At 67.3% G+C, this 24,454-nt stretch carries 26 protein-coding genes and 1 riboswitch; of the genes, 17 read left to right on the top strand and 9 right to left on the bottom strand.

Annotated features, from left to right (window positions below):
* The coding region (locus G341_RS23520) for a transposase (RefSeq protein ID WP_155826767.1) at positions 1–205 on the bottom strand (205 nt) is incomplete at its 3' end.
* Between the two features lie 32 nt (positions 206–237).
* Positions 238–1,302, bottom strand: a complete 1,065-nt coding sequence (locus tag G341_RS21980; protein WP_018179501.1) for a DUF222 domain-containing protein — start codon at positions 1,300–1,302, stop codon at positions 238–240.
* Between the two features lie 94 nt (positions 1,303–1,396).
* On the opposite strand from G341_RS21980, the gene G341_RS23810 reads away from it, so the two are divergent.
* Positions 1,397–1,699 (top strand): hypothetical protein, encoded by a 303-nt coding sequence (locus tag G341_RS23810; RefSeq protein ID WP_155826944.1) that lies wholly within the window; start codon positions 1,397–1,399, stop codon positions 1,697–1,699.
* On the opposite strand, the gene G341_RS0112550 is transcribed toward G341_RS23810, so the two are convergent.
* Entirely contained in the window at positions 1,636–2,109 is a 474-nt protein-coding gene (locus G341_RS0112550; RefSeq protein ID WP_018179500.1) for a B-4DMT family transporter, read from the bottom strand. The genes G341_RS23810 and G341_RS0112550 overlap by 64 nt on opposite strands.
* 106 nt (positions 2,110–2,215) lie before the next feature.
* Here G341_RS0112550 and G341_RS0112545 point away from each other — a divergent pair, with 106 nt between their 5' ends.
* From G341_RS0112545 to pyrF, 10 genes are all read left to right on the top strand, one after another.
* The gene (locus G341_RS0112545; RefSeq protein ID WP_018179499.1) at positions 2,216–3,298 is read left to right on the top strand and encodes a M24 family metallopeptidase; all 1,083 of its coding nucleotides are present in this window, start codon (positions 2,216–2,218) and stop codon (positions 3,296–3,298) included.
* A 112-nt stretch (positions 3,299–3,410) separates the two neighbouring features.
* Positions 3,411–3,974, top strand: a complete 564-nt coding sequence (efp, locus tag G341_RS0112540; protein WP_018179498.1) for an elongation factor P — start codon at positions 3,411–3,413, stop codon at positions 3,972–3,974.
* A gap of 12 nt (positions 3,975–3,986) precedes the next feature.
* On the top strand, positions 3,987–4,484 hold the full coding sequence (nusB, locus tag G341_RS0112535; RefSeq protein ID WP_018179497.1) for a transcription antitermination factor NusB: 498 nt from the start codon (positions 3,987–3,989) through the stop codon (positions 4,482–4,484).
* A gap of 67 nt (positions 4,485–4,551) precedes the next feature.
* Complete coding sequence (gene pyrR / locus G341_RS0112530) at positions 4,552–5,109, top strand: bifunctional pyr operon transcriptional regulator/uracil phosphoribosyltransferase PyrR (protein WP_018179496.1); 558 nt, start codon at positions 4,552–4,554, stop codon at positions 5,107–5,109.
* Entirely contained in the window at positions 5,106–6,056 is a 951-nt protein-coding gene (locus G341_RS0112525) for an aspartate carbamoyltransferase catalytic subunit (protein ID WP_018179495.1), read from the top strand. The genes pyrR and G341_RS0112525 overlap by 4 nt, the downstream gene beginning before the upstream one ends.
* On the top strand, positions 6,053–7,366 hold the full coding sequence (locus tag G341_RS0112520; RefSeq protein WP_018179494.1) for a dihydroorotase: 1,314 nt from the start codon (positions 6,053–6,055) through the stop codon (positions 7,364–7,366). The genes G341_RS0112525 and G341_RS0112520 overlap by 4 nt, the downstream gene beginning before the upstream one ends.
* Positions 7,363–7,857 carry a PH-like domain-containing protein gene (locus tag G341_RS0112515; RefSeq protein ID WP_018179493.1) on the top strand — a complete coding sequence of 165 codons (495 nt, stop codon included), beginning with the start codon at positions 7,363–7,365 and terminating at the stop codon, positions 7,855–7,857. The genes G341_RS0112520 and G341_RS0112515 overlap by 4 nt, the downstream gene beginning before the upstream one ends.
* A gap of 103 nt (positions 7,858–7,960) precedes the next feature.
* Positions 7,961–9,103, top strand: coding sequence for a glutamine-hydrolyzing carbamoyl-phosphate synthase small subunit (gene carA / locus G341_RS0112510; RefSeq protein ID WP_026303606.1), 1,143 nt, complete (start codon positions 7,961–7,963; stop codon positions 9,101–9,103).
* Positions 9,103–12,426 (top strand): carbamoyl-phosphate synthase large subunit, encoded by a 3,324-nt coding sequence (gene carB / locus G341_RS0112505; protein ID WP_018179491.1) that lies wholly within the window; start codon positions 9,103–9,105, stop codon positions 12,424–12,426. The genes carA and carB overlap by 1 nt, the downstream gene beginning before the upstream one ends.
* Positions 12,423–13,277 carry an orotidine-5'-phosphate decarboxylase gene (gene pyrF / locus G341_RS0112500; RefSeq protein WP_018179490.1) on the top strand — a complete coding sequence of 285 codons (855 nt, stop codon included), beginning with the start codon at positions 12,423–12,425 and terminating at the stop codon, positions 13,275–13,277. The genes carB and pyrF overlap by 4 nt, the downstream gene beginning before the upstream one ends.
* Positions 13,278–13,286: 9 nt before the next feature.
* Here pyrF and G341_RS0112495 read toward each other — a convergent pair whose 3' ends face one another.
* The gene (locus G341_RS0112495; protein ID WP_018179489.1) at positions 13,287–14,198 is read right to left on the bottom strand and encodes a helix-turn-helix domain-containing protein; all 912 of its coding nucleotides are present in this window, start codon (positions 14,196–14,198) and stop codon (positions 13,287–13,289) included.
* A gap of 50 nt (positions 14,199–14,248) precedes the next feature.
* On the opposite strand from G341_RS0112495, the gene G341_RS0112490 reads away from it, so the two are divergent.
* Genes G341_RS0112490 through G341_RS0112475 form a run of 4 tightly spaced genes read left to right on the top strand, consistent with a single transcriptional unit; the run spans position 14,249 to position 18,543 of the window.
* Complete coding sequence (locus G341_RS0112490) at positions 14,249–15,508, top strand: sulfotransferase family protein (protein ID WP_018179488.1); 1,260 nt, start codon at positions 14,249–14,251, stop codon at positions 15,506–15,508.
* A 28-nt stretch (positions 15,509–15,536) separates the two neighbouring features.
* Positions 15,537–16,790 carry an alkyl sulfatase dimerization domain-containing protein gene (locus G341_RS0112485; protein WP_018179487.1) on the top strand — a complete coding sequence of 418 codons (1,254 nt, stop codon included), beginning with the start codon at positions 15,537–15,539 and terminating at the stop codon, positions 16,788–16,790.
* Positions 16,787–17,536, top strand: a complete 750-nt coding sequence (locus G341_RS0112480; protein ID WP_018179486.1) for an SDR family NAD(P)-dependent oxidoreductase — start codon at positions 16,787–16,789, stop codon at positions 17,534–17,536. The genes G341_RS0112485 and G341_RS0112480 overlap by 4 nt, the downstream gene beginning before the upstream one ends.
* 20 nt (positions 17,537–17,556) lie before the next feature.
* Positions 17,557–18,543, top strand: a complete 987-nt coding sequence (locus G341_RS0112475) for an LLM class flavin-dependent oxidoreductase (RefSeq protein ID WP_018179485.1) — start codon at positions 17,557–17,559, stop codon at positions 18,541–18,543.
* 84 nt (positions 18,544–18,627) lie between these two features.
* Here the strand turns inward: G341_RS0112475 and G341_RS0112470 are convergent, their stop codons facing one another.
* The gene (locus tag G341_RS0112470) at positions 18,628–19,152 is read right to left on the bottom strand and encodes a hypothetical protein (RefSeq protein ID WP_018179484.1); all 525 of its coding nucleotides are present in this window, start codon (positions 19,150–19,152) and stop codon (positions 18,628–18,630) included.
* Positions 19,153–19,514: 362 nt separating this feature from the next.
* On the opposite strand from G341_RS0112470, the gene eno reads away from it, so the two are divergent.
* Positions 19,515–20,795 (top strand): phosphopyruvate hydratase, encoded by a 1,281-nt coding sequence (gene eno / locus G341_RS0112465; protein WP_018179483.1) that lies wholly within the window; start codon positions 19,515–19,517, stop codon positions 20,793–20,795.
* 4 nt (positions 20,796–20,799) lie between these two features.
* Here the strand turns inward: eno and G341_RS0112460 are convergent, their stop codons facing one another.
* From G341_RS0112460 to G341_RS23075, 4 genes are all read right to left on the bottom strand, one after another.
* Positions 20,800–21,327: a hypothetical protein gene (locus tag G341_RS0112460; RefSeq protein WP_026303603.1), complete on the bottom strand. Its 528-nt coding sequence runs from the start codon at positions 21,325–21,327 to the stop codon at positions 20,800–20,802.
* 12 nt (positions 21,328–21,339) lie between these two features.
* Positions 21,340–21,624, bottom strand: coding sequence for a DUF211 domain-containing protein (locus G341_RS0112455; protein WP_026303602.1), 285 nt, complete (start codon positions 21,622–21,624; stop codon positions 21,340–21,342).
* 140 nt (positions 21,625–21,764) lie between these two features.
* Positions 21,765–22,574 (bottom strand): metallophosphoesterase family protein, encoded by an 810-nt coding sequence (locus G341_RS21975; protein WP_018179480.1) that lies wholly within the window; start codon positions 22,572–22,574, stop codon positions 21,765–21,767.
* 239 nt (positions 22,575–22,813) lie between these two features.
* Positions 22,814–22,888: riboswitch (Fluoride riboswitch) on the bottom strand.
* A 213-nt stretch (positions 22,889–23,101) separates the two neighbouring features.
* Complete coding sequence (locus tag G341_RS23075; protein ID WP_018179479.1) at positions 23,102–23,623, bottom strand: hypothetical protein; 522 nt, start codon at positions 23,621–23,623, stop codon at positions 23,102–23,104.
* Between the two features lie 188 nt (positions 23,624–23,811).
* Here G341_RS23075 and G341_RS0112440 point away from each other — a divergent pair, with 188 nt between their 5' ends.
* Positions 23,812–24,450 (top strand): response regulator, encoded by a 639-nt coding sequence (locus G341_RS0112440; RefSeq protein ID WP_018179478.1) that lies wholly within the window; start codon positions 23,812–23,814, stop codon positions 24,448–24,450.
* Positions 24,451–24,454: the final 4 nt, after the last annotated feature.

Genomic DNA, 24,454 nt, shown 5'->3' with positions numbered 1-24,454 from the left:
GCCGTTTCCACACCGTCTGCCATGGCCCGAACACCTCCGACGGCAGGTCACGCCACGGAATCCCGGTCCGGTATCGATAGATGATCGCTTCGACAACCTGCCGGTTGTTGCAGAACGGACGCCCTTGCCGCCCAACGTTTGACGGCAACAACGGCTCGATCCGCTCCCACTGCGCATCACTGAGCGACTCACACCTAGAACTCATCCACCGATCATCAGCGACCGATCACCCAATCATTAGGAGACACGCCCTAGCAGGGCGAGGAACGGGCGGCCCGCTCCCGCTAACGTCAATGCATCCTTCACCGGCAGAGTGCCGCCGGAGGCGGTGGTCGCGATCCCGGTCTCGGTCTCGAGTTCTTCCAGTGTCATGGTGGCGATAATCTGCGCCGGCAACCCGCGATGCGAGCCGAGCTCGCCGGAGGACACGACCCACCGCAGCATTGCCTCGAACGCATCATGATTGCGCTGCGCGGTCGACCGCGTATCCCGGCCCGCGGCCTCGTCCAGCACGGCCGCATCGACATATTCGCTGCTGCCAGCGGGGGATTCAGGGTCGTCGGGATTGTTCATCCCGGGTTTGGCCCACACCTCGGCCACGACATCCCACAACGCTCGTGCCGCCGGCGTCAGCGTGGCAGACAGCCCGGACAGGTGATCGACATCCTGCGGGCTCACCGACAGCCGGCGTCGACGCTGGCGATCGGCGTCGTCGAAGTCACCGTCTGGGTTCAGGTAGGCCAGCAGCCGAATACCCACCTTGCGCAACTGATCTGGCGCCAGGGTGCGGGTGAATTCGGCGAGCGTCGCTTCGATGGCCCCTACCTCGGTCGTGTCGGCGGCGATCCGCGACGGAAGCTTCTTCAACGTCTCGGTGATCACCCGATAGTGCTCCATCGACGCCACGCCCTCGGCGACGACGTCTGCCGTGGCGGGCCGATAAGGGTCCACCGGTTGCCCGGCAATATCCGTCAGCCGCGCCAAGTCTTCCGCGGCATGCACCAGCGCATAGCCGGTCGACCGGTTCAACCGCAGCCGCTCGGCCAGCCACACCCCGGTCTTCTTGTTCTCCCGCACAGCGATCGACCGCACCCGCACTTCTGATGCGAGCTGCACTCTGATCGAGGTGTCGCGCCGATACCCGCGCTCCACCACTTCGACAGCCCCGACCACCTGCTCATCCGACAACGACGCCCAATCCGCTGCCACCAGCGCCCGCGAACACGCCTCACGAACCGCCAACAAGTCGGCCGGACCCAACGCCTGGATCCGGCTGACCAACTCGGCGATCGATTCGCTCATACGTTCGACAATACGCGACGAATCGGACATTGTCCAGGGGTGGGCTGGGGCGCTGCGCGACCGCGACGCAGCTGATTGGGGGAGGTGACCGCACGTGAGCGCATTGGATGACGACGTTCTGAGCGCTGAGCCGGTGACGGATCTGGACGTGCTCGCGAGTGATCGATGGTGGTACTTCGCGACCTACGGGGTCGAGATGCCGCTGCAAGACGCGGAGCGAGAGGTGGGCCTCGCCGACGCCGATATCTGGCTGTTCCTGCGGCCGCCGACATCGATGAGCTGGCTAGAACGTCAATGGAAGCCCTGTGCCGATTCGTGGGTCGCGGCAGAGGTTCAGGCGAGCGCGTCCTGCGGCTCGGCCGGTTCGACGGCCGCGGGCTGCTTGTTGCCGCGCTGACCGATCCGCCGGCCGACGGCCGCGCCGAGCAGGGCCGGGACGAAGATCAGCAGCGCGGTGAAGGCGCCGCCGACGAAGACCTCGATATAGATCGGATTCTGGCCCATGCCGTCGACCACGTGATTGCCGAGGATCCAGCAGGCGATGCCGGTGATGAGTCCGGCGAGCAGACCTGCCGACAGCCAGCGAACGGTGAGGTCGTTGTAGTCCTCCGGCTCGGAGTGCTTGCGACCGTCGGCGACGCCGTCGATCAATCCGCCGATGAGCGCCACCGCGATGACGGCGATCAGCGCCAGCGTCTTCCACCACGTGGAGTCGAAGGGCGATGAAACGATCGCCATTCCGAGGAGGACCCGCGCCACGGTATGGACGGCCGACATGACGAGTCCACGGATCATCCAGGTGTGCATTGGGTCATAGTAGCGACACCGCACAAGCGGGTGTGAACGTGTTCTAGTTCTGTCGACGGACGCCGTGAATCGGACGTCGGATTCGATCGGCGAGTAGGTTGGCTTCATGGCTGTCACCAGTGCCGATCGCCGCAATCGACTACGAACCCTGCTCGCCGACACGGACCTGTCGGGCCTGCTGGTCACCGATCTGATCAATGTGCGCTACCTGTCCGGGTTCACCGGGTCGAACGCCGCACTCTGGGTGTCGGCGGACGATCCGGCCGGCGATCGGATCAGCACGGATGGCCGGTACCTCACGCAGGTGGCGGAGCAGGCGCCGGACCTCGCGTTGATCGAGGGTCGTGACGTCTGGCGGACGCTGGTCGAGGCGGTGGACGGGGAGCGGCTCGGCTTCGAGAAACATGTCGTCACCGTCGCGCAGTACGACGATGCCCAGCAGGGAAGTGCCGAGCCCGATCGTCTCCAGGGTGCGGACCCACTGGTCGAGCGGCTGCGTGAGGTGAAGGATGCCGCGGAGGTCGAACTCATCGCCCGCGCATGCGCCGTCGGCGATGCCGCGCTCGCGACGCTGATCGAGGGCGGGGCGATCCGGCCCGGCCGCACCGAGCGACAGGTGGCCCGCGACCTCGAATGGGCGATGTTCGAATGCGGCGGCGAGGCGATCGCCTTCGAGACGATCGTCGCGGCAGGTGCGAATTCGGCTGTGCCGCATCATCGTCCGACCGAAGCGGTGCTGGCGGCGGGCGACTTCGTGAAGATCGACTTCGGCAGCGTCGTCGGCGGCTATCACTCGGACATGACGCGCACGTTCGTGCTGGGCGAGCCGGCCGACTGGCAGGAGGAGATCTACTCGATCGTCGCCCAGGCGCAGCGCGTCGGCTGTGAGGCGCTGGAGCCGGGAGTGCCGACGCGGGAGATCGATGCCGCGGCCCGGCAGATCATCGAGGACGCCGGTTTCGGCGACAAGTACGTGCACGGCCTGGGTCACGGTGTGGGCCTGCAGATTCACGAGGCGCCGGGCGTCGGCAAGCTCGCGACCGGCACATTGCGGGCCGGGTCGGTGGTGACGGTCGAGCCGGGCATCTACCTGCCCGGCAAGGGCGGTGTTCGCATCGAGGACACGCTGGCGGTCGGCGATGGCGTGCGTTCGCTCACGTCCAGCTGTCGTGAGCTGGTCGCGCTCTGAGCTGAGCGGGCGACCTGCGTATACTGCGAGGGTTGCCGTGTGACTCCTGGTCCTTTCGTTGACAGGCACACCGGCCGAGTGACATCACCCCCGAGAGGAAGCAGTAACACCCGTGGCTACGACCGCTGACTTCAAGAACGGCCTCGTCCTGAACATGGACAACCAGCTCTGGCAGATCCTGGAGTTCCAGCACGTCAAGCCCGGCAAGGGTCCGGCGTTCGTCCGCACCAAGATCAAGAACGTGCTCTCGGGCAAGATCGTCGACAAGACCTTCAACGCCGGCATCAAGGTCGAGACCGCGACGGTCGACCGTCGGGACATGACCTACCTCTACAACGACGGCACCGACTACGTCTTCATGGACGCGCAGGACTTCGAGCAGATCTCGGTGCCGCCGGCCACCGTCGGCGACGGTGCCCGATTCCTGCTGGAGAACATGACCGTTCAGGTCGCCACCCACGAGGGCAGCCCGCTGTACGTCGAGCTTCCCGTCACAGTGGAACTCGTTGTGTCGCAGACCGACCCGGGCCTGCAGGGTGATCGTTCCACCGGTGGCACCAAGCCGGCGACGCTGGAGACCGGCGCCGAGATCCAGGTGCCGCTGTTCATCAACACCGGCGACAAGCTGAAGGTCGATTCGCGCGACGGCAGCTACCTCGGCCGCGTCAACTCCTGATCCGGGTCTCGTATGAAGAAGCCCGGCACTCGACATAAGGCCCGTAAGCGGGCCGTCGACCTGCTGTTCGAGGCCGAGGTCAAGCAGGTGCCCGTCGCCGAGCTGGTGGCTCAGCGGCGCAAGCTGGTCGTCACCGACGAGAGCGTCGGCCTGGTCAGCGAGCACACCGAGCAGCTGGTGAACGGCGTCGACGCCGACAAGGCGCAGCTCGATGCGGTCATCTCCTCGCATCTGGAGGGCTGGACGCTCGAGCGGATGCCCGGTGTCGACCGCGCCATCCTGCGGCTGGCCACCTGGGAGCTGTTCAATGCCACCGACGTGCCGCCGATGGTGGCCGTCGACGAGGCGGTGCAGCTTGCGAAGGAGCTGTCCACCGACGAGTCGCCGTCGTTCGTGAACGGTGTTCTCGGCCGGATCGTCGAGCTGGCCCCGCAGGTGCGCGCCGCCGCCAACGCGAGCGCCGCCGAGCCCGGCACCTCGAACACCGCGTCCGACCAGGAGCAGCGCTGATAGAGTTCGACCCGATCGACATCCTTTAACCGACCGTCCAGCGAGGCGGAGAAGGAGGCCGGAACACGTGGCGGAGGACTCCACGGCCGAGGGGCGCGTACTGCTCGATGAGGCCGACGTTGCCCGCACCATCGCGCGCATGGCGCATCAGATCATCGAGAAGACCGCCCTCGACGCCGACAGCGGGACGCGGGTGGTCGTCATCGGAATCCCCACGCGTGGAACGACTCTCGCTGATCGGCTGGCCGCCAATATCGCCGAATTCGCCGGCGTTCAGGTTCCGGTCGGCTATCTCGACATCACCCTGTACCGCGATGACCTGCGCGACAAGCCGCACCGGCCGCTGGAACGGACCGCCGTGCCGCAGGGCGGCATCGACGGTGCGCTGGTGGTGCTCGTGGATGACGTTCTGTACTCCGGCCGGACGGTACGGGCCGGCCTCGATGCTCTGCGTGATCTCGGTCGGCCGGCCGCGGTCCAGCTGGCGGTCCTGGTCGACCGCGGCCACCGCGAGCTGCCGCTGCGCGCCGATTATGTCGGCAAGAACATCCCGACCTCGCGTCAGGAAGACGTCCAGGTACATCTGGCCGAGCACGACGGAGTCGATGAGGTGGTGCTGCGATGACGCGCCACCTGCTGTCCGTCGCCGATCTCGATCGGAGCTCGGCGACGGCGCTGCTCGATGAGGCTGAGCGGTTCGAACAGGCGCTGACCGGTCGCGAGGTGCGCAAGCTCCCGACGCTGCGCGGTCGCACGGTGATGACCGTGTTCTACGAGAACTCCACCCGCACGCGGGTGTCATTCGAGGTCGCCGGCAAATGGATGAGCGCCGACGTGATCAACGTCAGTGCCTCCAGCTCGTCGGTGAAAAAGGGTGAGTCGCTGCGGGATACGGCCCTGACACTGCGCGCCGCCGGCGCGGATGCGCTGATCGTCCGCCACCCGGCGTCGGGCGCGGCGCGACAGATCGCGCGCTGGACCAACGAGGGCGGTGACGGCCCGGCGGTGATCAATGCCGGCGACGGCACGCACGAGCATCCGACGCAGGCATTGCTGGACGCGTTGACGCTGCGGCAGCGGCTCGGTGACATCGACGGCGCGCGCATCGCGATCGTCGGCGACGTGCTGCATTCGCGAGTGGCCCGCTCCAACGCGCTGCTGCTGAAAATGCTTGGCGCCGAGGTCGTTCTGGTGGCGCCGCCGACGCTGCTGCCGGTCGGCGTGGAGTCCTGGGGCGTCACCATCTCGCACAATCTGGACGCCGAGTTGCCGGCCGTCGACGCGGTGATGATGCTGCGCGTGCAGGCCGAGCGGATGAACGGCGGGTTCTTTCCGTCCGAACGCGAGTACTCGATTCGGTACGGACTCAACGACAAGCGCACCCAGCTGCTCGGGGAGGACGCGGTGATCCTGCACCCGGGTCCGATGCTGCGCGGCATGGAGATCGGCTTCGATGTGGCCGATTCGTCGCGGGCGGCGGTGCTGCAGCAGGTGACCAATGGTGTGCATGTGCGGATGGCGGTGCTGTTCAGCCTGCTGGTCGGCACGGACGCGGAAGAGGTGTTGACGTGAGCGCGGCGCGGGGCAACGGCAATGTGCTGATCAGGTCGGTCCGACCCTACGGCGAGGGCGACCCGGTCGATATCGCGATCGTCGACGGGCAGATCGCCGACATCGGTGCCGCACTGGATGTCCCGGCCGACGCGGAGGTCATCGACGGCGGGGGAGCGATCGTGCTGCCCGGGTTCGTCGACCTGCATACGCATCTGCGTGAGCCGGGCCGCGAAGATACGGAGACCATCGAAACCGGCTCGGCGGCAGCCGCCTTGGGCGGCTACACGGCGGTGTTCGCGATGGCCAACACGGATCCGGTCGCCGATTCGCCGGTGATCACCGATCACGTGTGGCGCCGCGGTCAGGAGATCGGCCTCGTCGATATTCACCCCGTCGGTGCGGTCACGGTCGGCCTCGAGGGCCGCAAGCTGTCCGAGATGGGCGCGATGGCCGACGGTGTCGCGCAGGTCCGGATGTTCAGCGATGACGGCAAATGCGTGGACGATCCGCTGCTGATGCGGCGGGCACTCGAATACGCGACCGGACTCGGCGTGCTGATCGCCCAGCACGCGGAGGAGCCGCGGCTGACGGTCGGCGCGGTGGCCAACGAGGGCGCCAACGCCGCCCGACTGGGACTGACCGGGTGGCCGCGGTCGGCGGAGGAGTCGATCGTCGTCCGCGACGCCATCCTCGCCCGCGACGCCGGGGCCCGGGTGCACATCTGTCACGCCTCCACCGAGGGCACGGTCGAACTGCTGAAATGGGCCAAGGGCCAGGGGATCTCGGTCACCGCCGAGGTCACGCCGCACCATCTGCTGCTCGACGATTCGCGGCTGGAGACCTACGACGCCGTCAACAAGGTGAACCCGCCGCTGCGCGAGGAGCGCGACAAGGTGGCGCTGCATCAGGCGCTGGCCGACGGCGTCATCGACTGCGTGGCGACCGACCACGCTCCGCACGCGGAGCAGGACAAGTGCTGCGAGTTCGCGGCGGCCCGCCCGGGCATGCTCGGCCTGGAGACCGCGCTGTCGATCGTGGTCGAGACGATGGTGGAGCCGGGCCTGTTGGACTGGCGCGGCGTCGCCCGCGTGATGAGCGAGCGGCCCGCGCAGATCGTCGGGCTGGCCGATCAGGGCCGGCCGATCGCCGTCGGCGAGCCGGCGAATCTGGCGGTCGTCGATCCCGGCGCCCGCTGGACGGTCGTCGCTCGCGACCTGGCCAGCAAGTCGCTCAACACCCCGTTCGAGTCGATGGAGCTGCCGGCGGCGATCGTCGCCACCGTCCTGCGCGGCCGGATCACGGCGCGGCAGGGAGCGGTGTCGGCATGAACGGCCTGATCATCGCGCTGATCGTCCTGGTGTTCTGGCTGGTACTGGTGCTGTTGATGCTGCGCGGCTGGCGCCGGCGCGGCCAGCGTCAGGCCGAGAAGGTCGGCGACTTCCCGGTGGTTCCCGATGAGACCGGCGAACGTCGACTCGGTCCGGAGACCGGCCTCTACGTCGGCAGCACATTCGTGCCGAGCTGGACCGACCGGCTGGCGGTCGGTGATTACGGCGATCGGGCCAGTTGCTCGATCAGCATGTTCGCGCAGGGGATTCTGATCGAGCGGCAGGGGGCCACCTCGATCTGGGTCCCCGCGGCGTCGGTGCGAGCGATCCGCACCGAGCGCGGCCTCGCCGGCAAGGTGATGACCCGTGATGGTGTTCTCGTGATCCGTTGGATGCTGCCCAGCGGCACCGAGATCGACTCGGGCGTGCGGTGCGACGACAAGTCCTGCTACCCGAGGTGGGTGGCACACGATCCGAACTCGAGCGAATAAGTGGCTGGGTGAATGACGAGCTGGGGCGATTGATAGGCTGTCGGACGTAATTCGACATCCTTTAACGGCCGTCCCGTGAGGCGGAGAAGGAGGTCTGAAAGCTATGAGTCGTGCGGTTTTGGTGCTCGAGAACGGGCAGATCCACCACGGCAGCGCTTTCGGCGCCCAGGGCAGGACACTCGGCGAAGCGGTCTTCTGTACCGCGATGACCGGGTATCAAGAAACTCTCACCGATCCCAGCTATCACCGGCAGATCGTCGTCGCCACGGCGCCGCAGATCGGCAACACCGGCTGGAATCTGGAAGACGGTGAAAGCCGCGTCGCCGATGCCGGCGACGATTCCGGCAAGATCTGGGTCGCCGGCTATGCCGTCCGCAATCCCACCCGGCGGGTCTCCAACTGGCGGGCCACCGGTTCGCTCGAGGACGAACTGATCGGCCAGGGGATCGTCGGCATCGCGGGCCTGGACACCCGCACCGTGGTGCGCACGCTGCGCGACCACGGCTCCATGAAGGCCGGCATCTTCTCCGGGGACGCAGTCGTCGACGAGGCGGCCATGCTGGAACAGGTGCGCTCGCAGCCCTCGATGACGGGCGCCGATCTCGCCGCCGAGGTCAGCACCGACGCCGGCTACGTCATCGAACCCGATGAGGAGCCGCTGTTCACCGTCGCCGCCATCGATCTCGGCATCAAGACCAACACGCCGCGGATGTTCGCCGAGCGCGGCATCCGCGTGCACGTGCTGCCGGCGAATACGGACATCGCGGCCATCGACGCGCTGCAGCCCGACGGGGTGTTCCTGTCGAACGGTCCGGGCGATCCGGCCACCGCCGACCAGGCCGTCGACTTCACCAGGGCCGTTCTCGGCCAGGGCATTCCGCTGTTCGGCATCTGCTTCGGCAACCAGATCCTGGGCCGCGCCTTCGGTCGCGGCACCTACAAGATGAAGTTCGGTCACCGGGGCATCAACATCCCGATCGTCGAGCACAGCACCGGCAAGATCTCCATCACCGCACAGAACCACGGGTTCGCGCTCGAGGGGGAGGCCGGCGAGGAGTTCGACACCGACTTCGGCCGCGCCCGCGTCAGCCACACCTGCGCGAACGACGGTGTCGTCGAGGGCGTCGAATTGGTCTCGGGCCGTGCGTTTTCGGTGCAGTACCACCCGGAGGCCGCGGCCGGTCCACACGATGCCGCCTACCTCTTCGACCGGTTCACCAGCCTGCTGCAGGAGGGACGCAAGTAATGCCACGCCGCTCCGATCTCTCCCACGTCCTGGTCATCGGCTCCGGCCCGATCGTCATCGGACAGGCCTGCGAATTCGACTACTCGGGCACGCAGGCGTGCCGGGTGCTGCGTTCGGAAGGTCTGCGCGTCAGCCTGATCAACTCGAACCCGGCGACGATCATGACCGATCCCGAGTTCGCCGACGCCACCTACATCGAGCCGATCACGGCCGAATACGTCGAGAAGGTCATCCAGGCCGAGCAGGACAAGGGTTTTCCCATCGACGCCGTCCTGGCGACCCTCGGCGGTCAGACCGCGCTCAACACCGCGGTCGCCCTGCATGAACAGGGACTTCTCGAGAAGTACGACATCGAGCTGATCGGCGCCGACTTCGACGCCATCCAGCGCGGTGAGGACCGGCAGAAGTTCAAGGACATCGTCGAGAAGGTTGGCGGCGAGAGCGCCCGCTCGGCCGTCTGCCACACCATGGACGAAGTTCGCGCCACGGTCGCCGAGCTGGGCTTCCCGGTGGTCGTCCGGCCGTCGTTCACGATGGGCGGCCTCGGTTCCGGAATGGCCTATGACGACGCCGATCTCGAGCGGATCGCCGGCGGCGGCCTCGCCGCCTCGCCGACCGCCAACGTGCTCATCGAGGAGTCGATCCTCGGCTGGAAGGAGTACGAGCTCGAGCTGATGCGCGATAACCGCGACAACGTGGTCATCGTCTGCTCGATCGAGAACGTCGACCCGGTCGGCGTGCACACCGGTGACTCGGTGACCGTCGCCCCCGCGATGACGCTGACCGACCGCGAGTACCAGAAGATGCGCGATCTCTCGATCGCCATCCTGCGCGAGGTCGGCGTCGACACCGGCGGCTGCAACATCCAGTTCGCGCAGGATCCGCAGGACGGCCGGCTGGTCGTGATCGAGATGAACCCGCGCGTGTCGCGGTCGTCCGCATTGGCTTCCAAGGCAACGGGTTTCCCGATCGCGAAGATCGCCGCCAAGCTGGCCATCGGCTACAGCCTCGATGAGATCCTCAACGACATCACCAAGGAGACCCCGGCCTGTTTCGAGCCGACGCTCGACTATGTCGTCGTCAAAGCGCCGCGGTTCGCGTTCGAGAAGTTCCCGGGCGCCGATGACACCCTGACGACTACCATGAAGTCGGTCGGTGAGGCGATGTCGCTGGGCCGTAGCTTCGCCGAGGCGCTCGGCAAGGTGATGCGTTCGCTGGAGACCAAGGCCGGCGGCTTCTGGACCGACCCCGCGTCGACCGATTCGCTGGCGGAGATCCTCGAGGACATCAGGACGCCGAAGGACGGCCGGCTCTACAAGCTGATGCACGCCTTCGCCGCGGGCGCCACGGTCGAGCAGATCTACGCGGCCACCGCGATCGACCCGTGGTTCCTTGCGGAGATCGAAGGCATCTACCAACTCGGACAAGAGATCCGCGACGCGGACGAACTCGACGAGTACCGGTTGCGGCTGGCCAAGAGCCACGGCTTCTCCGACCGGCAGCTCGCCGCGCTGCGGCCGGCGGACGGCGACGAGGACGCCATCCGGGCGCGCCGGCAGGAGATGGGTGTGCGGCCGGTCTACAAGACCGTCGACACCTGCGCCGCCGAGTTCGAGGCCAAGACGCCGTACCACTACAGCACCTACGAGCTGGATCCGGCCGCGACGAGCGAGATTGCGCCGCAACCGGATCGGCCGAAGGTTCTGATTCTCGGTTCCGGTCCCAACCGCATCGGCCAGGGCATCGAGTTCGACTACTCGTGCGTGCACGCGGCGCTGACGCTGTCGGAGGCCGGGTACGAGACCGTCATGGTCAACTGCAACCCGGAGACGGTGTCGACCGACTACGACACCGCCGATCGCCTCTATTTCGAGCCGCTGACCTTCGAGGACGTCCTCGAGGTCTTCCACGCGGAATCGCAGTCGGGCACCGTCGCCGGCGTCATCGTGCAGCTCGGCGGCCAGACGCCGCTGGGCCTGGCCCGGCGGCTGGAAGAGGCCGGCGTGCCGATCGTCGGGACCTCGCCCGCCGCAATCGACCTCGCGGAGGATCGCGGCGAATTCGGCCGGGTGCTGACCGAGGCCGGCCTGCCGGCGCCGAAGTTCGGCACCGCGACCACCTTCGACGGCGCGCGCGATATCGCGAACGGCATCGGCTACCCGGTGCTGGTGCGCCCCTCGTACGTGCTCGGCGGGCGCGGCATGGAGATCGTCTACGACGAGAAGTCGCTGTCGGACTACATCTCTCGCGCCACCGAGATCTCCGCGGATCGTCCGGTGCTGGTCGACCGGTTCCTGGAGGACGCGGTCGAGATCGATGTCGACGCGCTGTGCGACGGCGACGAGGTCTACATCGGCGGCGTGATGGAGCACATCGAGGAGGCGGGTATTCACTCCGGCGACTCGGCCTGCTCGCTGCCGCCGACCACCCTGGGCCGCATGGATCTGGCGGCCGTGCGCCGATCCACCGAGGCGCTCGCCAAGGGGATCGGCGTGAAGGGCCTGCTGAACGTGCAGTACGCCCTCAAGGACGACGTTCTGTATGTGCTCGAAGCCAATCCGCGCGCCAGCCGCACGGTGCCGTTCGTCTCCAAGGCGACCGCGGTGCCGCTGGCGAAGGCCTGTGCCCGGGTGATGCTCGGCGAATCGATCGCCGATCTCCGCACGGCGGGCATCCTGCAGGAGCGCGGCGACGGCGGCGATCTGCCGGCCGGCGTGCCGATCTCGGTGAAGGAAGCCGTGCTGCCGTTCAACCGATTCCGTCGGGCGGACGGCACCGGCGTGGACTCGCTGCTGAGCCCCGAGATGAAGTCGACCGGCGAGGTCATGGGTATCGACTCGACCTTCGGCCGGGCGTTCGCCAAGTCGCAGACCGCGGTGTCGGGGTCGCTGCCGACCTCGGGTCGGATCTTCGTCTCGATCGCCAACAAGGACAAGCGGGCGCTGATCTTCCCGGTCAAGTATCTGCGCGATCTGGGCTTCGAGATCCTCGCGACCGAGGGTACGGCCGACGTGTTGCGGCGCAACGGTATCGACTGCACGCTCGCGTACAAGGTCTCCGACCATGCGGTGCCCGAGGGGGAGCAGAACATCGTCCAGCGGATCCGCGCGGGCGAGGTCGACATGGTCATCAACACGCCGTACGGCAATGCCGGGCCGCGGGTCGACGGTTACGAGATCCGCAGTGCCGCAGTGTCCGCCAACATTCCGTGCATCACGACCGTGCAGGGCGCGGCGGCCGCGATCCAGGGGATCGAGGCTGCTATCCGCGGCGAGGTCGGCGTTCGTGCCATCCAGGATCGACACGTGGAGTTGCGGGCGTGACCGCCGACGTGGGCAGTGCCGCCGCCGGGGCGACGACCTTCGGGGATCGCCTCGCAGTGGCGATCGCCGATCGCGGCAATCTCTGCGTCGGCGTCGATCCGCATCCGGAACTGTTGCTCCAGTGGGACCTTCCGGTGTCGGCGGACGGCGTGCGCCGGTTCGGCGAGATCTGCGTGCAGGCCTTCGGCGACCGTGTCGCGGTCGTCAAGCCTCAGGTCGCCTTCTTCGAGGAATACGGCGCGGCCGGGATGGCGGCGCTGGAGTCGATGATCGCCGGGTTCCGCGCCCGGGGCGCGGTGGTCATCGCGGACGCCAAGCGTGGCGACATCGGGTCGACGATGGCGGGATACGCCCGGGCGTGGCTGGGGAATTCGCCGCTGGCCGCCGATGCGGTGACGCTGTCGCCGTACCTCGGTTTCGGCTCGCTGCAGCCGGCGATCGACCTGGCCCGCGAGAACGACCGGTCGGTGATCGTCCTGGCCCGGACGTCGAATCCCGAAGGCGCGCCGGTGCAGACCGCGCGTTCGGAGGGATGCAGCGTCGCCCAGCAGATCGTCGACGCCGCAGCGGAACTCAATGCCGGCCGACCGGGCCTGGTCGGCGTGGTCGTCGGCGCTACTCGCGAGCACGGTCTCGACCTGAGCACACTGAACGGGCCGGTGCTGGCGCCGGGGCTGGGCGCGCAGGGCGCGACCCCGCAGGACATCGGAACGATCTTCAGTGATGTCGAGCATCGGTGGCTGCTGCCGTCCGCATCGCGGTCGGTGCTGGCGGCGGGTCCCTCGGTGGCCGCCCTCTCGGATGCCGTCCTCGGACTGAACGATGAACTGCGAGTTGCGCTGACGCGCTGATCCACCGGCTCAGCGCGGCGCGGCCTCCCCGTATCGGGCGAGCTGCGCCTCGATCTGCCGCGCGGTGTGGCGGACATGTTCGCCCATCGTCTCGATGTCGGACGGTGTCAGAACTGCGAATGGCGCCGCGGCGACGGACATCGTCACCGCGCCGTCGGGGTTGGCGATCGGTGCGGACACCGTCGCGATGTTCAGCTGCGCGTCTTGCTCCAATTCCGTTGGCAGCACGTCGATCACGGTGAGTTCGGCGAGTGCGCCCGCCAGGCGAGCCGCCAACGCGTCGGGTAGGCCGTCCGCGCCCAGCGCGCCGAGAGCCGCGGACGCCCGGATGTATTCGCGACTGAGCCGTTCCACCACGTACCCACGCCGTCGGATCTCGTTGAGCACCAGTTCGATCCGATGTGCGAAGACTTCATTCGGTTCGCCGAATCCGGCGAGCCACTCGCGCTGGTCGGCGGCGCCGGCCCAGGCGACATAGTCGCGTCCGAGTGGGGCGACCAACGGGGTCCGGGTGCCCCGGCCGATCCGGGAACCGCCGGAACCCTCGCCGGCGCCGTCGACGATCATCAGCGACGAACCCTCCCGGCGCGCCAGGAACACATAGGTGCCGACCTCGTCGGCGAGCGCCTGCAGGTGCGGCCGATATTGCCGCGGCCCGGCGGGCCTGGCCAGCGCCGCAATCGCCGGACCCCACGAGTACGTGGCGTCCGTCGGGTCGCGCACCACCCAGAGGCGGTCGGCCAGCGTCGTGAGGATCGCGTGGCCCGTCGCCCTGCTGATGTCCAGCGCGCGGCAGATATCCGCCAGCGAGAAGCTGCGTTCGGGCTCGGCGCCCAGCAGTTCCATCACCGCGATCACCCGCCCGGTGGGCGGCGACAACTCTTGACGCGCTGTCTCCGACTGCTCTACCTTCGCTGTCATATTGTCGAACGATACGTCGAATAATCGACATCATCAAGATGGGTCGTGACATGGGCACAGTCGAGCAGAGCATCGTCATCGATGATCTCGCCGAGCCGAGGCTGACCGATATCCAGCGGCAGGCGGTCGACTTCATGGCCTCGCGGCCCGTCCGGCTGGACGTCGGGCAGATGTTCGACGAGGCCGCCGCTGTCGCCGGCCATGCCGACGTCGGCGACCCGACCCTGCGCGAGCGTGTGGCCGCCCACGCCGCGGCCGTCGACGCGGACGAGGGACTGACCAACCTGGGCCGGTACACGGTGCGGCAGCGAATCGTCCGACTGCTGCGCAACCGGATGTCGCTGACGGATCTGCTCAAGAGATATCCGGAGATCGAGTCGATCCCGATCGAGAAGCCGTTCATCGTCGTCGGCATGCCGCGTTCGGGCACGACGCATCTGGTGAACCTCATTGCCGCCGACAGCCGTCGCCGCGCGCTGCCGTACTGGGAGAGTCAGGAACCGATGCCCGTGCCGGGCGAGGGGCCGGGCGCATCCGGGATCGATCCGCGGTACCTCCGCTCGCAGGCCGAGCATGACGCGATGTTGATGATGACGCCGCATGTCGCGGCCATGCACGACAGGTTCCCCGAGGCGATCGAGGAGGAAGTCGAGATCCTCGATCTGGACTTCGCGTCGTATGTCCTGGAATGGCATGCGCGCGTGCCGGATTGGCGCGACTACTACCTGTCGCTGGATCAGACCGTCCACTACGGCTACCTCAAGAAGGTGCTGCAGGCGCTGACCTTCCTGCGAGGCCCGCGCGCCTGGGTGCTCAAGTCGCCGCAGCATTGCGGGCAGCTCGGTCCGTTGATGGCGACCTTCCCGGATGCGACGGTCGCCTTCACCCATCGCGATCCGGCCGCTGTCGTGCAGTCGGCGATCACGATGCTCGCCTACGGAGATCGGTTGCGGCGCCACCGCGTTGAGCCCGAGTGGCTCGCCGAGTACTGGACCGACCATGTCCACCGGCTGCTCAGTGCCTGCGTCCGCGATCGGGAGCTGGTCCCGGCCGAACGCAGCATCGACATCAACTTCCGTGATCTGAACGGGCACGAGATCCCGTTGCTGGAGGAGCTTTACGCGCGCGGCGGCGTCGAGCTCACGGCGCCCGCGCGCGGTGCCTTCCAGCAATACCTCGACAGCAATCCGCGGGGAAAACACGGTCGGGTCCGCTATGACCTGCAGCGGCATTTCGGGGTGACCGCCGATGACGTGCGTCGGCGGTTCGATTTCTACTTCGACCGCTTCGACGTGCAGCCCGAGAACTAGTGCAGCGCGAGAACCAGGAGAACACGGCATGGCCACCGATGAATTCGTTCCCATCTACCGGTCTCGGCCCGGCGCCGACCAGATGAGACCCGCCAACGCCGAGCGGGCCGAGCGGGTGGCGCCCGGCATCTGGGTCTCGCCCGGACTGTCGAACTCGTATCTGCTCACCACCGGCGACGGCCGCGTGATCATCAACACCGGCATGGGATTCGAGGGTCCGGTGCATCGGGCCAACTTCGACGCGGTGGACGACGCGCCGGTGCGCTATGTGATCCTGACCCAGGGGCATGTCGACCATGTCGGCGGCCTCGACACGGTCCGCGACCCCGGCAGCGTGGTGGTGGCGCAGGCCAATTGGAACCAGTGGCGCGAGGACAACGAACGGCTCATCGCGTACCGGGCGAGCCGCAGCGCCTTCGCCTTCAGCAACACGCTGGCCGAAGGCGTCGGCCAGATCCAGCGACGATTCGGCGCACTGGCACCGCAGTCGGTTCCCACCGTGGACGTGGTGGTCGAGGACTCGATGCCGCTGACCGTCGGCCGGCGGGCGCTCGAGCTGCTGGCCGCCCCGGGCGGCGAGACCACCGACTCGTTGGTGGTGTGGCTGCCGGAGGAGCGTATCTGTTTGTGCGGCAACGTGTTCGGTGCGCTCTTCGGACATATTCCCAACCTGGTGACCATGCGTGGCGACCGTTATCGGGACGCGCTGGTCGTGATGGAGAGCATCGAGCGGGTGCGAGCGCTGCGGCCGGAGATGCTGCTCACCGGGCACTTCGAACCGATCGTCGGGGCCGAGCGCATCGACACCGAACTCACCCGGCTGCACGACGCGGTCGCCTACATCCATGACCAGACCGTCGCAGGAATGAACGCCGGCAAGGATGTTCACACGCTGATGCGTGAGATCGAGCTGCCCGGCGAACTGGAAGTGGGGCAGGGCTACGGCAAGGTTTCGTGGGATGTGCGGGCGGTCTGGGAGAACTACTCGGGGTGGTTCCACCATCAATCCACCACCGAGCTGTACGACGTGCCACGGCGTGCCGTGGACGCGGATCTGGTGGAGCTGGCGGGCGGCGACGCCCTCACGACGCGCGCCGAACGGTATCTCGCCGCCGGCGACGATCTGCGCGCCATCCACCTTGCCGAGATCGTCGTCGATTCCGTCCCGGATCACGCCGCGGCCCGCGCCGTGTTGGCGCAGGCACACCGGAACTTACTCGAGGCATCGGAGAACTTCTGGGAGAAAGCCTGGCTGACAAGAGAACTGGAGAAACTATCGTGACCGCACAGATCAACTTCGATTTCACCGGGACCAGCGTGCTGGTGAGCGGCGGAACGAGCGGTATCGGCAATGCGACGGCCCGCCTGTTCCGCGACGCCGGGGCCGACGTCACCGTCACCGGGACCAAGGCCGCGGTCGCCGACTACGACACCGACCTGGCCGGCATGCAGTACCGGCAGCTACGCATCGGGGACGCGGCTTCCGTCGACGCGCTGGCCCGCGAGTTCGAGACGCTCGACGTGCTGATCAACAATGCGGGCGCGAATTTCCCGGGTGGACTCGACGAGTCCACACCGGAGGGTTTCGAGGCCTCCGTCGGTGTCAACCTGTTGGGGCCGTATCGGCTCACCGCCGGATTGCACACGGCGCTCGCATCATCGACCGCCGCAGGTGGGGCCAGCGTCGTCAGTCTCGCGTCGATGTCCGCGCTGCGGTCGGTGCCGATGGTGCCCGGCTACGGTGCCGCGAAATCCGGAATCATCAACATCACCCGCAACCTCGCGGCCAAGTGGGCCGCAGACGGGATCCGGGTCAACGCGGTCGCGCCGGGCGTGACGAAGACCAACATGACGGCACCGATGGAGCACATTCCGCAGATCGCCGATGCGGAGTTGGCGCATGTTCCGATGGGCCGCTTCGCCACCGTCGACGAGATCGCCCCGACGATCGCGTTCCTCTGCTCGGAGGCGAGCTCCTACACCAGTGGCGCGTTGGTGATCATCGACGGCGCGTCGGACTGTCTGTAAGCGGCGCAAGGATTCTGATCATGAATTTCGCGGTTCTGCGGTTCAACTTCGCGTCCCCGGGCGGCGATCCGCGCAAGCAGGGCGAGCTGTTGTCGGCCGCCTTGGAGATGGCCGAGTGGGCGGAATCCCGCGGCGTACTGGCTGTCAGCATCGACGAGCACCATGCCACCGGGCACGGCTGGAGCTGCAACCCGATCATGACGGCGGGAATGTTCCTGGCACGTACCAAGACGATGATCGCCAGCGTCGATTGCGCACTCGGTCCGCTGTGGAATTCGGTCCGCCTCGCCGAGGACATCGCCCTGGCCGACGCGGTCAGCAGCGGCCGGCTGCATACGACGCTCGGTCTGGGGTACCGCCCGATCGAATACGACGCGCTCGGAGTCGATTTCGCACGTCGCGGCCAGCTCATGGATCAGACCCTGGAAACCGTCCTGCGGGTGTGGTCGGGTGACGCGGTCGCCGAGCCGGACCGGACGCCGATCTGTTCGGGCACCCGGTCGTCGCCGCATCCCCCGCTGTATGTCGGTGGGGGCGTGCGGGCGACCGCTCGGCGAGCGGTGCGCTTTCGGCTGCCGCTGAACATCCCGGCACACCGGCCCGACCTGGCCGACTACTACCGGCAGCTCTGCGCCGAGGCGGGCGTCCGGCCGATCGTGATCATGCCGCCGAAGGTCAACCGCGGCATGATCTATCTCCACGAGGATCCCGACGAGGCGTGGGCGCGATACGGCGAACACATCCTGTGGGAGGCGGTCACCTACGGCGCATGGTCCGGCGACCGGGTGCGGTCGGTCATGCACCTGCCGGGGGTGCGCACGATCGACGAGGTGCGGGAGTCGGGCATCTACCGATTCCTCACGCCGGAGCAGCTCGTCGACGAGGTACGCGCCGACCCGGCCTATGGTGCGATCGCCCTGCACGGGCTGGTCGGCGGGATGCCGATCGACGCCGCCTGGGAGTCGCTGCAGCTGCTCACCGACAAGGTGCTGCCGGCCTTGAAATGAGCTGCGCTTGAACGACATACGACGAAGCCCCGCGCCGTCTCGGGGATGATGGACACGGGGCTTCGTCTGATGTGGTGGCGCCACTCACCACAGGTCGTAGCGCACGGTGGCATTCGGATGGCGGGTCACGACCTGGTTGCTGATCCAGCCTGGGCCGCCGGTGACGCCGGTCATCTCGGTTCCGACAGCCCACAGAGTGTTCGCGGCAGCGTAGGTCGCCTGCGGGCCGATGAGGCCGACCCGGTAGTTGACGATGGTGCGCTGCCAGTCGGTTCGTGGCTGCGAGACGACGATGGTTTCCGATGCACCGGGCATCAATACGACCTGGGGCGGAACGACCCAGTTGCCGGTGGTGTTCGAGCTGAGCAGCCATTCGAGCTGGTTGGTGTGATTGGTGATCGTCATCGTGGTCGTCGCCTGGCCGGCCTGCTGGGCAGGCGGGGTGGCGCCGGCGACTCCGGCGCCGACGACGCAGCTGACTCCGGCGACCGCGGCGAGGCAGGCGAAGGACTCGACGATCCGGCGGTTCCGGGTCTTGGCCGGTGTGGCCGTCTCGGTGGTTCCCGCCTGGCCGGTGGTCTCCGTCGCGGTGTCGGGGGTGGTGTTCATTGATGTCTCCTTGGGTGATGGTGAAGCGGTTGTGCTGACACCAATGACTTTGCCGCCGATGACCCCGGAAAGAACTCCGCCGACAGGGGGAACGGCCGGCGGATTCAGGCCTCCTCCAGTCGGGGGAGCGACATTGATGGCATCGGATGGCACTGAACGTCGGCAGTCGTCGCGCTCGGCGGTCGGGTTGTTGCCGATACGCTGCGAGGCAACGGATTCGGAGTATCGTTGAGCGAGTACGCGGCGGTGGGGCTCGCCGCCAATCGCTGCTGAGGATTCGGAGCAGCCAACGGTCCCTGACATCGAAACCCGTATGGGTTCGTGTCGGGATGCCGCGCGGACCCCTGTGAGGAAGGTCCGCCATGACGCTCGTCATCAGTCAGTTGCACGCGCAGGAGACGTTGGACTCGCGTGGAAATCCAACAGTCGCAGTAGTTCTGTACGCCGAGAGCGGCCTCACGGTCGCCGCGGGCGTCCCCGCCGGCGCCTCGACCGGTAGTCGTGAGGCGGTCGAGATCCGTGACGGGGACCCGGATCGCTATCACGGCGCGGGTGTGCTGGGTGCGGTTCGAAACGTGGCCGGCGAGATCGCGGATTCGCTGGTGGGAGTGCCGTTTTCATCGCTCGACGAGGTGGATCAACGACTCCTGGACCTCGACGGAAGCGGGAACAAGTCCCGCCTGGGAGCCAACGCGGTCGCGGGGGTGTCGATGGCCGCGGCCAAGGCGTTCGCCGTCGAACAGAAGGAACCCCTATGGCTCAGCCTTGCCGGTGCTCACGTCGTGCCGCGGCTTCCCGTCCCGCACTTCAACGTGATCAACGGCGGCCGCCACGCGGGCAATGGACTGCCGTTCCAGGAGTTCATGATCGCGCCGCTGGGTGCGCCATCGGTGGCCGACGCGGTGCGGGCGGGCGCCGAGGTGTACGCCGCACTGCGGGGCGTCCTGGCCGAGCGCGGGTTCAGTACCGGACTGGGCGACGAAGGCGGTTTCGCGCCGACGTTCTCCCGCCCTGAGGAGGCGCTCGCCGAACTGGTGAAGGCGATCGGCTCCGCGGGGTACAAGCCCTCGCGGGATGAGGTGGCGATCGCGATCGATCCGGCAGCGTCCGAGTTCTATGCCGATGGCCGCTATCAGATCGGGGATCAGTCCTTCACCAGCTCCGACATGATCGAGATGTATTCGACGATGCTGGACGACTTCCCGATCTGGAGCATCGAGGACGGCCTGGCGGAGTCCGACGATGCCGGTTGGCGTGCGATGACGGACCAACTGGGGGACCGGGTGCAGCTGGTGGGCGACGACAACTTCGTCACCAATCCGGCGATCATCGCCGACGCGGTGGTCGACGGGATTGCGAACGCGGCCTTGATCAAGGTGAACCAGGTCGGGACGGTCACCGAGACGCTCATGGCGCTCGACGTGTGCCGCCGCAGCAACTACGGCGCGATGATCTCGCATCGATCGGGCGAGACGACGGACAGTTTCATCGCCGACCTTGCCGTCGGAGCAGGCACGGGCCAAATCAAGGCCGGCGCTCCGGCTCGCGGCGAGCGGATTGCGAAATACAACCGGCTCATCTCCATTGAGCAGGCGAATCCCGCTCTGGCATATGGGCTTCCGGAGTCGCAACGGCGACCGTGAGCCGTCAGGCGATGTGCAGCACGATTCCTAGTACTGTCACCGCCGCGCCGACGGTCAGCAGCGACAAGCACCATCGCACCCGTGCGGTGTGCAGAACGACGGCGAGGGCATAGCCGAGACCGCCGATGAACGCCTCGGCGATCACGAGCGCGGTCCACGACGGCAGTGGCAGTGACGCGGCGAGCAGGATCGGTATCGCCGAGCCGAGCAGGCTCGCGGTGCCGGCGACGGCGGTCATCCTCAGCGACTCGTGCAGCACGTCGCGCCCCAACCGGGTGGCCATGAGCCGGGTGTCCGACAGATTCAGCTGGCGCGAGCCCCGGAGCAGCTTCGATCGTCGTTCCGCGTAGTCGGCGACGAACATCGTGACGACGGCGGTGACCGCCGACGCCGTGCCGACCCGCAGAGCCAGGATGACGCCGAGCGTGTCGCCGCGCAGCATTGCTCCCGCGGCGAGGGTGAGAACGGTGAGAAGTCCGTCGGTGGTACCCAGCAACAGCGGCAGGGTCGCTGCCCGGAGCGGGTGAGGCACCCAGCCGGTCATCTACCGCCGCCGCGGCATGTGCTCCACCGGGCGGTCCCCGGCCACGACTTCGTCGATGCTGTGCAGCACGGCGCCAGTGCGGTCGATCGCATCGAACAGAGCGTCCGTGTCGATGTCGTCGCCCTCCACCGTGACCACCATTCCCACGGTTTCGATGTCGATCTCCGTGACGGTCACGTTCACGCCGGAGACCCCCGAGACGGCCTCGATGGCGAGCGCGAGCGCGACCATGCCCGGTCGATCGACGGTCTTGTCGACGTCCATCGCGAGGCGTCTTATGGGCATGCAGCACCATCCGATTCGGGATCAGGAGGGGTCGGTGACCATGTCCCGACGTCATCGACGTCGGACCGGTTCCCGGTGCACATCACCCGGGCATGTCTAACCTGTACTGCGGCAAGGCGACTCGCGGACATGCTGTCGCCTCAGACCGCGATGCGGGTCGCGCGATGGGTACCGAGCGCGGCCATCGGGATGACCACCATGTTGTTGTCGATCGGCTGCTTGTCACGGCCGAGTCCGTCGATCACGGTGCGATAGCCGTCGGCGTCCAGCACGAACTGATAGCGGCGGTGGTAGTGACCGTGCCACAAGCGGTTCGGCTGGACCTGGTCGACCAGTCGACGGAGCGTCGCCCGGCAGCGATCCGCGCCCTGCACGTCCTCGTCCGGAAATCCGAATCGATCGCGGGCGAGTTCCGGGATCGTCACGCCTGCAGGGCAATCGTGGCAGAACATCGCATCCGTGACACCCGCTGCGGCGATGGCATCGACCTCCTCGTCGCGCAGGATCTCCTGGGGCCACCAGGTCGTCCCGGGTATGCGCAGCGCCCGATCCAGGGAGTAGGCGCCGCCGACGGCGAGACATGCGGTGCCACCCCACCGCCAGCGAAATCCCCGGGGCAGGTGGACGATTCGCTCTCGAAGATGGCGGAGGCCATCGTCGGCGACCGGTTGCTCCAGCAGCCAGTCGTAGTTCTCGTGGTTGCCCTCAACAAAACCGAGAATCAATTCGTCGTCGTTGAGCGCTTCCTGGAGGCCGTCGAGGAACTTGTCGGTGAAGTTGAAGCCGAAGTCTCCCAGATGGATCAGGACATCGGCGTTCCGTTTTCGGGCGTGGTGGACGGCCATGCGGCCGTACTGGGTATTGGCGTGCCAATCTCCGGCGATGGCGACCCGGTCGGGCGTGCGGAGGAATGCGCCGGACGGTGCGGTGTGATGTTGGGTCAACCACATGGCTGGCCTTTCGTGTGCGAGCGCGGGTCGGGAGCTCCGTGATGGCCGAACCGACATCTGGACCGGACGTGGTTCGGCCACCGCGAGTACGGAGGTCGACAGGGAGAGAGCTGCGAGAACACGTGATTCGTCGCGAGGCTGCGCGGGATTCCGGCCTGTCGCCGTTCCGACAGGCCGGCGTTGAGTGAGTAGGGTCCATCCACGGCACTCCCGCTAGCGATGTCCGGGCATGCCCGGACTCACCGGTAGGAACCATCAGCAGGAGTGCGGTTCGGCCGTGACCGGCCTTGGCGGGATCCATCGCCGTGAGACCTAGCTTACGACAGCTGCGGCCCCGGGGTGTCACACATGGCTGATCCAATATTTCGCTGCTGCGGCTGGGAATCCGCCGACGATGGCGACCGGGCCCGGGGGCGCGGGTTCCGGCACCGGGGTGAAGTGCGCTGAGCATGGTGGTGATCCGTTCGATCTTCATGAAATTCCTTGTCTGGCTGATGGTCTTGTTCATGGGGAGGTGGTCTTCTCGGCTATGCCAGATCGAACTGGGCGGCCGCGTCGGGGTACTGCCGCTGGATGGCGGTCCGAATGATGAAGTCCTGGTTGGAGACTCCGGTGGACCCCTGATCGGTTCCGCGGTCCGAGCTGTGCAGGGCGTAGGTGATCTGCGACTGCCGCGTGTTCTTCGCGATGTAGTCGATCTGCACGAACTGTTCGCGCGCGTGCGTCGCGGCGATGACGGTCTGCGTCTGACCCGGCCGCAGGATCGGCTGCGGCGCCTGCACCCACCAGCCGCCGTTCGGGTCGGCGCTGACCAAGACCGCGGTAACCGCCGAATGGTTGGTGATCCGCATCGTCACCGACGGCGACGCCGGGGCGCCGCCGGCAATGCCGGCCCAGGCGCCGCCGGCCCCCGCGAGTGCGGCGATGGATCCGAGCGCCGCCAACATCCGGTGGGTCCGGGTGCTCGTGCTGCTCTCGGCCGCGGTGTTTTCGGTGGTGCCGTTCTCGGTGGTGCCGTTGTCGATGGTGGCCGTCGTGGTGGTGTTCATCGGTTTCTCCTGGTGTGGTTGATGTTGCGGTGTGTTTGGTGTTTGTCCTGGTGACACCAATGACTTTGCCGCCGATGAGAGCGGAAAGAACTCGGGTGATCGGGTGATCGAGCGGGTGAATTCGGCATCCACCAATCGGGGGAGGACAGCCGTGATGAGGGCCTAATATCCAACGCAAGGGGGCGGCGATGAACCAGCTGGTATCGGTTGTGGTGGTGGACGATCACCCGTTCTTCCGGGACGGCGTGACCCGCGGCCTGGTGGCCAGTGGCCGAATCTCGGTGGTGGGCGAGGCGGCCGACGGACGGGCGGCGCTGGAGGTGATCGCCGGCGCCGATCCGGATGTCGCCGTGGTCGACTACCAGATGCCGCAGATGGACGGGATCGAGCTCACGCAGGCGCTGGTGCGTAATGGTCTGCGCACCAAAGTGCTCCTGCTGTCTGCGATTACCGACTCGCCGGTGGTGTATCAGGCGCTGCAGGCCGGCGCGGGCGGCTATCTCTCCAAGGAGTCGAGCCGCGACGACCTCGTCGCGGCGGTGATGCAGATCGCGGGCGGCAAGACCGTCGTGCCACCCGAGTTGGCGGCCGCACTCGTGGGCGAGATCCAGGCCAATGCGGCGACGTCGGGGCCGATGCTCACCGAGCGAGAGAGCCAGGTGCTCAAGGGGTTCTCGCGTGGGCAGTCGATTCCGCAGATCGCGAGTGAGCTGTTCATCGGTGCGTCGACGGTGAAGACGCACGCGCAGAACCTGTATCAGAAGCTGGGTGTCTCCGATCGTGCCGCCGCGGTTGCCGAAGGCATGCGGCGCCGGCTCATCGAGTAGCCGA

The organism is Jongsikchunia kroppenstedtii DSM 45133 (genome assembly GCF_000380485.1).
GTDB classification, from domain to species: domain Bacteria; phylum Actinomycetota; class Actinomycetes; order Mycobacteriales; family Mycobacteriaceae; genus Jongsikchunia; species Jongsikchunia kroppenstedtii.
This window is presented reverse-complemented; position numbering and strand designations above follow the sequence as displayed.

Excerpts from the sequence above, each read along its gene's own strand:
- G341_RS0112545 (WP_018179499.1), top strand. The coding sequence starts at position 2,216 with ATGGCTGTCACCAGTGCCGATCGCCGCAATCGACTACGAACCCTGCTC.
- carA (WP_026303606.1), top strand. The coding sequence starts at position 7,961 with ATGAGTCGTGCGGTTTTGGTGCTCGAGAACGGGCAGATCCACCACGGC.
- carB (WP_018179491.1), top strand. The coding sequence starts at position 9,103 with ATGCCACGCCGCTCCGATCTCTCCCACGTCCTGGTCATCGGCTCCGGC.
- eno (WP_018179483.1), top strand. The coding sequence starts at position 19,515 with ATGACGCTCGTCATCAGTCAGTTGCACGCGCAGGAGACGTTGGACTCG.
- G341_RS0112515 (WP_018179493.1), top strand. The coding sequence starts at position 7,363 with ATGAACGGCCTGATCATCGCGCTGATCGTCCTGGTGTTCTGGCTGGTA.
- G341_RS0112485 (WP_018179487.1), top strand. The coding sequence starts at position 15,537 with ATGGCCACCGATGAATTCGTTCCCATCTACCGGTCTCGGCCCGGCGCC.
- G341_RS21975 (WP_018179480.1), bottom strand. The coding sequence starts at position 22,574 with ATGTGGTTGACCCAACATCACACCGCACCGTCCGGCGCATTCCTCCGC.
- G341_RS0112475 (WP_018179485.1), top strand. The coding sequence starts at position 17,557 with ATGAATTTCGCGGTTCTGCGGTTCAACTTCGCGTCCCCGGGCGGCGAT.
- G341_RS23075 (WP_018179479.1), bottom strand. The coding sequence starts at position 23,623 with ATGAACACCACCACGACGGCCACCATCGACAACGGCACCACCGAGAAC.
- G341_RS0112525 (WP_018179495.1), top strand. The coding sequence starts at position 5,106 with ATGACGCGCCACCTGCTGTCCGTCGCCGATCTCGATCGGAGCTCGGCG.
- G341_RS0112495 (WP_018179489.1), bottom strand. The coding sequence starts at position 14,198 with ATGACAGCGAAGGTAGAGCAGTCGGAGACAGCGCGTCAAGAGTTGTCG.
- G341_RS21980 (WP_018179501.1), bottom strand. The coding sequence starts at position 1,302 with ATGAGCGAATCGATCGCCGAGTTGGTCAGCCGGATCCAGGCGTTGGGT.
- nusB (WP_018179497.1), top strand. The coding sequence starts at position 3,987 with ATGAAGAAGCCCGGCACTCGACATAAGGCCCGTAAGCGGGCCGTCGAC.
- G341_RS0112440 (WP_018179478.1), top strand. The coding sequence starts at position 23,812 with ATGAACCAGCTGGTATCGGTTGTGGTGGTGGACGATCACCCGTTCTTC.
- G341_RS0112470 (WP_018179484.1), bottom strand. The coding sequence starts at position 19,152 with ATGAACACCACCCCCGACACCGCGACGGAGACCACCGGCCAGGCGGGA.
- G341_RS0112550 (WP_018179500.1), bottom strand. The coding sequence starts at position 2,109 with ATGCACACCTGGATGATCCGTGGACTCGTCATGTCGGCCGTCCATACC.
- G341_RS0112490 (WP_018179488.1), top strand. The coding sequence starts at position 14,249 with ATGGGCACAGTCGAGCAGAGCATCGTCATCGATGATCTCGCCGAGCCG.
- G341_RS0112455 (WP_026303602.1), bottom strand. The coding sequence starts at position 21,624 with ATGCCCATAAGACGCCTCGCGATGGACGTCGACAAGACCGTCGATCGA.